Consider the following 12,008-nt stretch of genomic DNA (forward strand, 5'->3'; position numbering starts at 1 on the left):
AAAGTTACTGCCAAGGTACGCTCCTTCAAACTGAAAAGGAATTATTCATTATTTGCAGTCAGTGGTGAGTGCTAAGAGCTGAATACTTACGTTAGAAATTATAATTTTTGAAACATAGAATAAATAGGAAAAAAATAACTATTATGATTCCAGGTGAAATGATAATTCAAGAGGGAGAAATAGAATTAAATTCAGGTCGCCCCACAGTAAAATTATTAATAGCAAATACAGGCGATCGCCCAATTCAAGTTGGCTCCCATTTCCACTTTTATGAAGCAAATGATGCTTTGAGTTTTGACCGCGAACTCTCCAAAGGAATGCGTCTAGATATTCCCGCAGGTACTGCTATTAGATTTGAACCAGGAGATGAACGGGAGGTAATTTTAGTACCGTTTGTTGGGAGACGAGAAGTTTATGGTTTTAATGGCAGAATTAATGGTAATATCATGTGAGAAGTCCTCATGAGTCAGGAGTCAGGAGGGAAGAAGAAGGAGTTTTAAGGTATAAGGTAGGAGAAAGTTTTTTTGTCACGCTCTTATCCAGACATAATGTAAGTTATTTCATCAGGACTTATGCACAACCACTATATCTAGGGCGAATGGCCATTCGCCCCTACAGATGGGGTTTCATTAATTGATAATTGATAATTGATAATTGATAATTACCTCTGGTTAAAACCGTTACGGAATTGAATATAAGGAAATATTATTTCTTTATTTCCCCGATCAAGGGGAGGCTTCAAGGCGCGAATTATTTAATTATTAATTATTAATTATTCGGTAATTTGATATTTTGCGTAAGTCTTGATATCATTTCCGAATGATTAACAATAAAAAACCTTATCCCTTTAAACCCTTCTGCCTTCTGCCTTCCTTCCACCAAAATCTAATTACTCAACCGGAGATAATCAGGACTTACGCAAAATGTGAAATTATACACCAATTGTAGTGGGCGAATGCCATTCGCCCCTACTAGATATGGTGGTTATGCGTAAGTCCTGATAATATTAAAAAACTGTCTGCTTGAGAGATTCAATTTCAGTTTGATTGAGGTCTCGCCACTCACCAGGTTGAAGTTCATTCATGCACAGACCAGCGATCGCTACTCTAACTAACCGTAGTGTGGGAAAACCTACTGCTGCTGTCATTCTTCGCACTTGACGGTTTCGACCTTCTGTGAGAGTAATTTCTAACCATGCAGTAGGAACAGTTTTCCGAAATCGAATTGGTGGGTCGCGGGGTGGAAATTTTGGTTCTACAGATAATAATTTAACTTTTGCAGGTCGAGTCTGATAATTTTTAATCGTTACACCTCGTTGTAGTTGTCTTAATGCTGCCTCGTCTGGTATTCGTTCTACTTGTACCCAATAAGTACGAGGATGAGCAAATTTAGGGTCCGTTAGTCGATGTTGGAGTTGTCCATGATTTGTGAGTAGTAAAACTCCTTCACTATCTCGGTCTAATCTACCCACAGGATAAACTGAAGATATAGGAATATAATCCTTAAGGGTTTGGCGTTGGTTGGACTCATCAGTGTTGTCAGTGAATTGACTTAAGACATTGTAGGGTTTATTAAATAAAATATACCTGTAATTCATTAGACATCTCCAGAAAAGAGGGAGTAGGGAGTAGGGAGTAGGGAGTAAGGAGTAGGGGGAAATAATTGATAATTTATGTACCATAATTGATTTGATTTTTTATTATTGGAGATGTCTATTAGTAAAATTATATCAAGTAACGAAAGCAAAGTTTTTTCTTCTTTCTTCTTTCTTCTTCCTTCTTCCTTCTTCCTTCTTCCTTCTGCCATAAGGGTTTATTAAATAAAATATATCTGTAATTCATTAGACATCTCCAGAAAAGAGGGAGTAGGGAGTAGGGAGTAGGGAGTAAGGAGTAGGGGAAATAATTGATAATTTATGTACCATAATTGATTTGATTTTTTATTATTGGAGATGTCTATTAGTAAAATTATATCAAGTAACGAAAGCAAAGTTTTTTCTTCTTTCTTCTTTCTTCTTCCTTCTTCCTTCTTCCTTCTTCCTTCTTCCTTCTGCCATAAGGGTTTATTAAATAAAATATACCTGTAATTCATTAGACATCTCCAGAAAAGAGGGAGTAGGGAGTAGGGAGTAGGGAGTAAGGAGTAGGGGGAAATAATTGATAATTTATGTACCATAATTGATTTGATTTTTTATTATTGGAGATGTCTATTAGTAAAATTATATCAAGTAACGAAAGCAAAGTTTTTTCTTCTTTCTTCTTTCTTCTTCCTTCTTCCTTCTTCCTTCTGCCATAAGGGTTTATTAAATAAAATATACCTGTAATTCATTAGACATCTCCAGAAAAGAGGGAGTAGGGAGTAGGGAGTAGGGAGTAGGGGGAAATAATTGATAATTTATGTACCATAATTGATTTGATTTTTTATTATTGGAGATGTCTATTAGTAAAATTATATCAAGTAACGAAAGCAAAGTTTTTTCTTCTTCCTTCTTCCTTCTTCCTTCTTCCTTCTTCCTTCTTCCTTCTGCCATAGCAGTTTAAAAAAGTCTCATAATTGTACAATTTCGTCCTTCTTGTTTAGCTTGATAGAGAGCTTCATCTGCCGTTTTAATCAACGGTTCTAAGGGAAACCCTGGTAAAGGAATAGTGCTAGCTATACCAAGACTCAAGCTAACAAATGGCAATACTTTAGAAGCAGTATTAACTAAATTTAAACCCATAACTCGCTTACGGATGGATTCGGCCACATAATATCCACCTTTACCATCTGTTCGAGGTAATACAACCACAAATTCCTCGCCGCCGTAACGTGCTACTAAATCTCCAGGTCGCTTTACTTCTGCTTTGATAGCATTAGCAATTTCTTGCAGACACTTATCCCCTGCTGGATGACCGTAAGTATCATTATAAAGTTTGAAATAGTCAACATCACAGAAAATCAAAGATATTGGAGCTTTTTCCCTTGCCATACGTCGCCACTCCCTGTCAATATATTCGTCAAATAGACGACGGTTAGCAATCTTAGTTAAACCATCTAGAGTGGCAAATTGAAGTAACTTTTCATTGGCAGTTTCTAATTGTTGATATAATTCTGACTGTTGTAAGGCGATCGCTAATTGTCTAGCTAAATGTTCAATAAATTCAACTTCTGAAGGTTGCCATTTTCTTGGTTTTGAACAATGGTGAGCAATTAATAATCCCCATAATTCTTCTCTAGAATAGTTACAATAATCTGGACCGGAAAGTTGTCCTTTATTAGTTTTTGATATTGGTACTACTAAGTTAGATTTTACTTGAAACTGAGTCAGAAATTCTATATGATATGGAATTAAATCGGCAATATATATATTTTTAGCAAGATGTGTTGGCTGTAGATTATCGCTGTTAAAACATGAATTTATACTAATATTTTTTCTAACCGATTGCCAACCAGGAGCAATAGATTCCATTACTACTTCACCAGTTCCGTCTGGATGAAATTTATATATCAATACCCTGTCAGTTTGGAGAAATTTTCTGACTTCATATACGGTATTTTTGAGAATATCATTAAGGTTTAATGACTGACGTATTCGTTCTTGAATAAAGGTCATTAATCGCGATATTTTTGTTTGCTTTCTTAACTCTTTAACAAGTTGATTGATTTGCAAAATTCGACGGACTCGCTGACGTAAAACTGCTAATTGAATAGGTTTAGTAATATAATCTACCGCACCAACAGTAAAGGCAAGATCGATAGATTCTTGATCTTCAAGAGTAGTAATCATTAACACTGGAGTCCTATATAGTAAAGGGTTGCTATCTAATTCTGGATCTAGGGAGAAATTATTTGATAAATCTTTACTAAAAAGTTCTTGTAATTTTATACAGCAAGTAAAGCCATTCATTTCTGGCATCATTGCATCTAGTAAAATTAGGTCTGGTATTGAAGTACTGCACATTTCTAAGCATTGCTGACCATCTTTTGCTTCTATTACTTGATATCCTTCTTTGTGTAATGCTTTATTAAGTAAATAACGGGTAGATTTTTCATCATCGACTACCATAATTACAGTAGAATTATTATGTGACTGCTTTGAATTCATAAAAATATGATTAAAAAATATTAATAGTTAATTGTATTTTGACTAAATATTTCCTGCAATATATTTTGCAGTTGTGATTGTTTAATTGGTTTATTTAATAAAGCTGCAAAATTTAGTTCTTGGACCAGATTTTTTTCTGGAGATTTACCAATAGGAGTTAACATAACTAATGGTAAAGATTGATATTTAGGTATTTCCCTAATAGCAGTAGCAGTTGCTACTCCATCCATTTCTGGCATTTGCATATCAATAATTATTAAGTCAAAATCTTGATGTTGGTTAACATTTTCATTTTGGAGAATATCTATTGCTTCAGCACCTGATGCTACACCATGAGCTAAAATTCCCCACTGACTTAACTGCTTAGTTAAAATTTGTAAGCAAGAAGAATTATCATCTACAATTAATAATCGTTTTTACCTAATTTCGGTATAAAATTCAGTTGACTTTTCACATTCTCATCAACTTTTACAATTAGGGTAAAATAGAAGGTAGATCCTATTTCTTCTTGACTTTCAACCCACATTTTACCACCCATCATCTCGCAGAGACGTTTACTGATTACTAATCCTAATCCTGTGCCTCCATATTCTCTAGTTCTGGAACTATCTACTTGACTAAATGGTTGAAATAATTTGTGCATTTTGTCTCGGGGAATTCCAATTCCAGTATCTTTAACAAAGATTTTTATTTCATACAAATTATTGTCTATATTTTGTTGATTATTTATTTTTCTGAATCTGTTATTTTGTTAGCTGAAACATTAACTAATACTTCTCCTGTTTGTGTGAATTTAATCGCGTTAGAGAGAAGATTCACTAATATTTGACGTACTCTAATTTCATCTCCTGAAACTATACTTGGAGTATCATCTTCAAGTAAATAAGCTAATTCAATATTTTTGTTTACTGCCTTAATAGCTAATAAATCAATACACTTTTCTACACATAATCCTAAGTTAAAAGGTATTTCCTCCAAATCTATTTTATTAGACTCTATTTTGGAAAAGTCAAGAATATCATTAATAATTCCTAGTAAAAGAATACTACAGTCATGGACATCATTCAAATATTCTTGCTGTTCTAAATTTAAGTCACTATCAAATAACAAAGAAGTCATCCCAATTATTCCATTCATTGGAGTCCGAATTTCATGGCTGATCGTAGCCAAAAATTCACTTTTTGCTTTATTCGCCACTTCTGCTGCTTCTCTTGCTTGTTGAAGAGCAATATTTTGTTCGGCAAGTTGTTGACGTTGGCTAGTTTCTTGCTCCAATAAATGAGAATGGGCGAGGGCAATTCCCACTTGTTGGGCAACATCTTCTAATAGTTTAATTTCATCTTTTGTCCAAGTACGGTAACGATCGCATTGATGCAAGCAAATAATCCCATTGGGTTCACCCTGATAAGAGGTACGAACCATTAACATAGATTTTAATCCTATAGAAATACATATTGATACCGAAACATTTGTTTGTAACAGGGGTTCTGTATAAACATTTTCAGAAGCGATCGCTCTATCTTGTTCTAAAAGCTTTCCTATATATGGATTATCTACTACCAGCATTTCTAAATCCATGATTGATTCATATCCTTCCTCTAAATACTCAGCTACAAATGGCACTTTTGGTACTGTCCCTGCTTTATAGGAATGAATGATGCAACGGTTGACGAGAAAAGCTTGGCCTATTTGTTTTGCAGTAGTATCAAATATTCTCTGTGCATCTAAACTTTGACGAATATCTTGAGTAATTTGTCTTAATAGAAGACTACGTTGTAATTGTTGCTGTAGCGCTAAGTGAGTTAAATTTTGTTCAATTGCACTAGCGAGAATATTCGTCACTGACTGTAAAAAGTGAAGATCGTCAAGAGTGAAAGTATGTTTTTGATTAGCATAAGCTGCTAATATTCCTACTGATTGATGATTTCCCGGAATAATTAAACTGATACCACTGACAATGCCTTGGTTTAACAAGTGTTTGAAGTCTGGATACTCTGAAATTTTAGTGTTGAGGTCTTCAATAATAACTGGTTTTTCCGCAGCTAAAGTGTGAGCAATAATAGAATCAAAAGCTTTAGTAACCACTGGTTGAGCGATCGAAGTTTTTGCTCTATTCACACTAGCTTTAATTTTCCAAGTTTGAGTATCTGATGAGTATTCCCAAATTTGACAATGGTCTAGTTTTAGAGTCTGACAAACTAGGGACACTGCTTCTGACATTAGCTCAAATAAAGAAATCTTTTGTAAAGCACGTTGACCTAATTTTGCTAATGCTGCTGCTGCTGAAGCTTGAATAGCTAATTTTTGTTCTGCTTGTTTGCGTTCGTAAAGTGCAGCTTGCTGTTCGCTAATATCCCGCAAAATTATTGTAAACACAGTTTCATCCTTTAATTCTAATTGTGAAATTGATGCCTCTGCTGGAAATTCTGTATCATCTTTTCGCCTAGCAATAACTACAGCTAGTCTATGTTTTGTTTGATGATTTTTTACTTCTAGAGAGTTGTTGAATTTTGACTCTTGCCAAACAATTAATTTACTCAGCGACCGCCCTACAGCTTCCTGATTTGTATAACCAAATATTTTTTCTGCTCCTTGATTAAACATTTGAATAATTCTATTTCTATCTACTGAAATAATTGCATCTTCCGCCATATCTAAAATACCTGCTAAACGAGCCTCAGAATTTTTTAAAGCTTCAGAAAATGCTATGCGTTCATGTATTTCATTTTCTAGCTTTTGATTTAAATCTTTTAAATCTGCTGTCCGCTTGTTTACTCTAGCTTCCAAACTAGCATTCAGGATATTAATTTTTTCTTCAGCTAAAATACGTTCTCTAATTTGCTTTTCTAGCTCCTCATTATTTACTTCTAATTGTATGAAATCAGGTATTGTTAAAAGTTTCCGAGCCAAACGAATTAGAAATATTACTGTGACAATACCAACTATTACTGTAGAAGCTTTAATTAATCCTAATAAACCATGATGAGGATACCGTAGAGTCCAAATTTCTTGACTGTAAGAAATACCACTAAAAATCATCAAAATTGCAAACATCCAAAAAGTAAAATTGAATGGCATACTTGGTCGTTTAATCAAACAGTAAGTAAGAATTAGTGCGATAAAATAATAGGCCAGTGCTATCAATAAATCGGATGTTAAATGAAATAACATGAGAAAGATACCCGAACTCATCGTTATGAGAAATACCTCTGACATATAATACCCCTCCTGATATACTAACTACTATTATTTAATCAAATCCTAAGCCGCAATTGCAAATAGAACTTTCTAGTTTCGCTATGCGGAAGTTAAAAGTCAAAAGTATTGATTTGTAATTAATAATTATTAATTATTAATTATTAATTATTAATTGTTGAATGTACTTCAGTCAACCAAGAAACGCTATATAATTTTGATGATTGTCGTAAGCATTCAGCTAGCTTGCTGTCAGCGCTTCAGCAACAAAATTTTCTTCTTAAGGACAGTGTTTAAATTAACAACTGACTTTAAGGACAAGGGAAGTAACTTTTGTAGTAAGATAATTAAATATTGCTTTGATCCTAAACTAAAAGCAATAGCTGATAGCTGATGGCTGACTGCTGAATGCTTACTGATTGTCTAGAAAAAAATCTAAAATTAAGCCAAAATGCTTAGTACTCCAATCCAAGTAGCAATTACTTTAGGAACTCGCCCCGAAGCTATAAAATTAGCACCAGTTATCCAACTTTTTCAAAGTTCTCCAGATTTTAAAACCCAGGTAATTTTAACTGGACAACATCGAGAAATGGTAACACAGGTAATGAAATTATTTGAAATTAGCCCAGAACGGGATTTAGCAATTATGCAAACTCGGCAAACATTAACAGATATTATGTGTCGAAGTTTACAAGGATTAGAAGCGTTATTTCTGCAGTTACAGCCTCAATTAGTATTAGTCCAGGGAGATACTAGCACGGCTTTTGCGGCTGCCCTAGCTGCATTTTATCAAAAAATTCCTGTAGGTCACATCGAAGCAGGTTTACGAACTAATGATTTATTAAACCCCTATCCTGAAGAAGCAAATCGCCGTTTAATTTCTCAGATAGCTCAATTGCATTTTGCTCCTACCAATTTAGCTGTAGAAAACTTGCACAAATCTGGAGTAGTAGGGGAAATTCATCAAACAGGAAATACGGTTATTGATGCTTTATTAAAAGTAGCAAAAACTCAACCTCAATGTGATATTTATGGTTTAGATTGGAGCCAATACAGAGTAATATTAGCAACTGTTCATCGGCGGGAAAATTGGGGAGAACCTTTGACAGAAATTGCTCAAGGATTTATCAAAATTTTAGACAAGTTTCCTGATACAGCTTTAGTTTTACCTCTTCATAAAAACCCTACAGTTAGAGAACCTTTAAAAGCTATTTTAGAAAGTCATCCCAGAGTATTTTTAGAAGAACCTTTTGATTATAGTGAATTAGTAGGAGCAATTCATAACTGTTATTTAGTCTTAACTGATTCTGGTGGTTTACAAGAAGAAGCTCCGAGCTTAGGAAAGCCTGTTTTAGTATTACGAGAAACAACAGAAAGACCGGAGGCAATTATGGCAGGAACTGCTAAACTTGTAGGTACTGATTCAACTAATATTATGGCTGCTACTGCAGAATTGTTGAGTGATGCTGCTAAGTATGAAAAAATGGCAATGGCAATTAATCCTTTTGGTGACGGTCATGCTTCAGAAAGAATTATGAAGATTGTGAAAAATTATTTTGGTTATACCGTTTCACGGAAGTTTTAACGAATTCTAAATACTACAGGACCTACGCATGGACACTAAATCTAGTAGGGGCGATTTCCTACGGAATGCTTCGCAAACGCGAATCGCCCCTACATATCGCGTTTTCAAGGTTAATTTGCGTAAGTTCTGTACTATTTATTGACGTAATTTGATTGTTAACTAACCTCTGTGATTTTTCCAGTTATTTTTACCACCTTCCAAGGGTAGCATTACTTTTGAGAAATGGTATAACAACTGTAGGTAGTATATATAATGTCAGCTTTAAAGCCAACAATAGTTAATTGTCTTTGTTGCCCACATCATCCTCATCATTCTTATGACAAAAAATGAGGTTAGTAATTTTTTCTATCAGTCTACTAGATTTTTGGTTCAGTTCTATTCTTTTTATTTTGCCTTGGTCTATTTCAATCGCAATACTATATGACATTAACTGGTTTAAAAAGAATAAGAGGGTTGTAGCAAAACGAATAGTTGTCCACAACACTTTAGCGTTTCTTCGTGCAATTGGTGGTGTGATTATATTTCTATTTTTCATGTTGTCCATGACTAACTCCTATAATTACTGTCGCTAAGTAAGTATTAACAAATGATCCAGTTTTTCCGAGTATCTCGATGTAAGATCGGCTGAATTACTGATCTCAAGTTTTATTGATCGCTTTGTATCAAGTCATGAGAAATAGGCCATTTTCATAAAATATTGCTACAGTGGTTGATTTCTAGGTCTTAGGTGTTAGTGGGACTTACACAACTTTTAAGCCCAAATATAGCCAAAACTCTTTTTGTAAGAGGCAAATACGTCACGATTATTAGTGAAGCATTCCGAAAGCTGCGTAAAAACACTAGCGGTGTTTTTATGGAGTTGATATAGTTATTTACAGATACACAGAAAAATGAAAAAACCACGGGGGTGAAAAATCGAGTGATTTTTCGCCCTTATATTTTTTTGTTTGGGTACGGTTGTTCTGCAAGCATATTTTGTTCGGTTGAACTCAGCTCGTCAAATTTCATATTTCTAAACAATAGATAAATTGACAGCAGTTTTTATTTGAGTAGATCGCAGTTAAAGATATTCCATGGAACTTCCCCACAAAGATGTTGCTTTTGACTATGTGATTGACTCATGTAAAAATCACTGTAATATCACCTACATTCAATAAACTCACCATCATATAAATTTTATTGATTTATTAAAAATCCCTAAAAAATAGTATTAACAACCGTGTTTTTTCGGAATATTCGAGATAATTATAGAGATATATTCATCGTCCGGAAAAAATATATTATTTTTTTAAAAATACGCCAAAATACTGAAATTATCGGAATATTTTTAGCAAATTTGTATCAGGGAAAAACATATATTAATTTCCAGAAAAAGCTAATAATTATTTATTTAAACTTAAAAAAATAGACCCATAAGAGACGTATATTGAGACTATATATATGTTTTTAGAGGAAAATCAATACTTTAAAAGAAATATTATTCTCCTCAATACTTCAAAAATCAATCATAAAAATCAAGACTAATGTAGTATTTTTGCCAATTAATCAAAAAATACTGGTAGTGTTTTCATAGAGTTGCTATATTGATTTACAGACACAAACAAATGTCACCCACGACCGCAAAAAAATTAGTTATTTGATATCGGTAAATTAGCTAATGGCATTTGTAAAAAATCCCAAATAAACTAACAATAGATACAACAAATAGAGGTATTAAACATGAAGAGTATAATGATTTCAGCTCTCGTTTCTGCTCATTTAGCAGTAGCTACTGTATTCAAAACTGGTACTGCTAACGCCGCAATTTTATCTGGAAATTTCAGTTTTGATGGTGCTGGTAATACAATTTCATTTGATGAAGATATGCTAGACTTCGCTGGTGATGGAATTGTTCTATCACTTAAAAATGGTGATTTCGCAGGTGTAGACCCAGATGCCAAGATTTTTGATATTTCGTCTGGTCTTGCCGCTCTTGATGGTATAGATACTGTTATGGAACCTATAAAGTTTATAGAATTGAGCGATGGAACTACTTTAAATCTGACATCATTTAAAGATTTCACGTTCACTCCTCAATTTGGAACAACTGATATCAATCTAGGATTGAGTGGATTCTTTTTAAACCATAATGATGGAGATATGACTAATGCTATAGGTAGTATCACTTTCCAATTAATTCTTCTATTAAGTAGGTCGGTGTTGAAAATTATTGTTATGAAAAGGCAGAAGTTAGAGAGTAAAAGGCAGAAGGCAGAAGAGAAGAGGATTTTGGGGGAATTTACTTTTAGTTGTATACTTCACATATTTCTATTTTTTTGCACTGTTCTACTTAGGATGAAATTTGTACCTCCAAGACTCGAAAACTACTATAAATAGCTTTGCTTCAGCAAGCGATCGCTAGCTTCATATTTTTCCTCCGTCATTGCGACGATAGGAAGCAATCTCCTAAACTCTTGAGATTACCTCCTTCCACGGAGTAACTGTCGCAATGACTTGGACAATGAATAGCTTTGCTTGAACTAGCGATCGCTCACTTCACATTTTTCCTCATGATGCTTACATGAAATACAAAAAATCATGCTACTTACGAATCTCCCATTTTTGCTGCGCAACATATTTACGAAGCATAATCTAGGAAAAACTCAGTCAGAGACTACTTTTGTTTTTTTGGTTTTTAATTAATCTTATTGCCATTGGAATGTTTGTGGAGCATTCCGAAAATTTCCTCATATCTAGCAATAGTAATTTATGGACATAGCACTGCACACCTTCTATATATTGTCTGCACAACCCGAATAAGAAGCTATATAACCAAAGATTTAGGAAATAATCTATATAATTCTACGGATAAATTCATCATCTGGAAAAATCTGATAACAATTTTCCAGAATATAACATTAAAGATTCATTAATAACCAAAGATTTGGAAAATAATTTTCTTTATTCTAGGAATAGATTCATCATCCGGAAAGTTTTTATGATTTTCCTAAAATTTGGAAAAAAATTTATTAATCGCCGATTTTATTCTGATAAATATATATTATTCTAAGAATATACTCATCATCCGGTAAAAAAAAATATTTTTTTATATGTCTAAATACCGTTACTTATCTATTATTTTTAGTTAATCTATATTATTCTAGT

General features: G+C 33.6%; 11 protein-coding genes. 3 read left to right on the plus strand and 8 right to left on the minus strand.

From position 1 onward, the window contains the following. Positions 1–143 precede the first annotated feature (143 nt). The gene (locus tag SAGCYANO_RS17660; RefSeq protein WP_202221279.1) at positions 144–452 is read left to right on the plus strand and encodes an urease subunit beta; all 309 of its coding nucleotides are present in this window, start codon (positions 144–146) and stop codon (positions 450–452) included. A 554-nt stretch (positions 453–1,006) separates the two neighbouring features. On the opposite strand, the gene SAGCYANO_RS17670 is transcribed toward SAGCYANO_RS17660, so the two are convergent. The 7 genes from SAGCYANO_RS17670 to SAGCYANO_RS17705 form a co-directional block, all read right to left on the minus strand. Further along, positions 1,007–1,597 (minus strand): pseudouridine synthase, encoded by a 591-nt coding sequence (locus tag SAGCYANO_RS17670; RefSeq protein ID WP_202221281.1) that lies wholly within the window; start codon positions 1,595–1,597, stop codon positions 1,007–1,009. Beyond that, positions 1,597–1,806, minus strand: a complete 210-nt coding sequence (locus SAGCYANO_RS17675) for a hypothetical protein (protein WP_202221282.1) — start codon at positions 1,804–1,806, stop codon at positions 1,597–1,599. Before SAGCYANO_RS17675 ends, SAGCYANO_RS17670 begins: the two co-directional genes overlap by 1 nt. Positions 1,807–1,815: 9 nt before the next feature. Then, complete coding sequence (locus SAGCYANO_RS17680; RefSeq protein WP_202221283.1) at positions 1,816–2,091, minus strand: hypothetical protein; 276 nt, start codon at positions 2,089–2,091, stop codon at positions 1,816–1,818. 445 nt (positions 2,092–2,536) lie between these two features. Next, positions 2,537–4,045, minus strand: a complete 1,509-nt coding sequence (locus tag SAGCYANO_RS17690; protein ID WP_237396277.1) for a diguanylate cyclase domain-containing protein — start codon at positions 4,043–4,045, stop codon at positions 2,537–2,539. A 59-nt stretch (positions 4,046–4,104) separates the two neighbouring features. Next, positions 4,105–4,488, minus strand: coding sequence for a response regulator (locus SAGCYANO_RS17695; RefSeq protein WP_202221314.1), 384 nt, complete (start codon positions 4,486–4,488; stop codon positions 4,105–4,107). Continuing rightward, positions 4,488–4,727: an ATP-binding protein gene (locus SAGCYANO_RS17700; RefSeq protein WP_237396278.1), complete on the minus strand. Its 240-nt coding sequence runs from the start codon at positions 4,725–4,727 to the stop codon at positions 4,488–4,490. The genes SAGCYANO_RS17695 and SAGCYANO_RS17700 overlap by 1 nt, the downstream gene beginning before the upstream one ends. Before the next feature lie 83 nt (positions 4,728–4,810). After that, positions 4,811–7,300: a GAF domain-containing protein gene (locus SAGCYANO_RS17705; protein WP_202221287.1), complete on the minus strand. Its 2,490-nt coding sequence runs from the start codon at positions 7,298–7,300 to the stop codon at positions 4,811–4,813. Between the two features lie 430 nt (positions 7,301–7,730). Between SAGCYANO_RS17705 and wecB the strand changes: the two genes are divergently transcribed. Then, on the plus strand, positions 7,731–8,864 hold the full coding sequence (wecB, locus tag SAGCYANO_RS17710) for a non-hydrolyzing UDP-N-acetylglucosamine 2-epimerase (protein ID WP_202221288.1): 1,134 nt from the start codon (positions 7,731–7,733) through the stop codon (positions 8,862–8,864). A 277-nt stretch (positions 8,865–9,141) separates the two neighbouring features. Here wecB and SAGCYANO_RS17715 read toward each other — a convergent pair whose 3' ends face one another. Continuing rightward, positions 9,142–9,348: a hypothetical protein gene (locus SAGCYANO_RS17715; RefSeq protein ID WP_237396279.1), complete on the minus strand. Its 207-nt coding sequence runs from the start codon at positions 9,346–9,348 to the stop codon at positions 9,142–9,144. 1,247 nt (positions 9,349–10,595) lie between these two features. On the opposite strand from SAGCYANO_RS17715, the gene SAGCYANO_RS17720 reads away from it, so the two are divergent. Beyond that, positions 10,596–11,240 (plus strand): hypothetical protein, encoded by a 645-nt coding sequence (locus tag SAGCYANO_RS17720; protein WP_237396280.1) that lies wholly within the window; start codon positions 10,596–10,598, stop codon positions 11,238–11,240. The last annotated feature ends 768 nt before the right edge of the window (positions 11,241–12,008 follow it).

Source organism: Okeania sp. KiyG1 (assembly GCF_014132355.1).
Taxonomy (GTDB): Bacteria; Cyanobacteriota; Cyanobacteriia; order Cyanobacteriales; family Microcoleaceae; genus Okeania.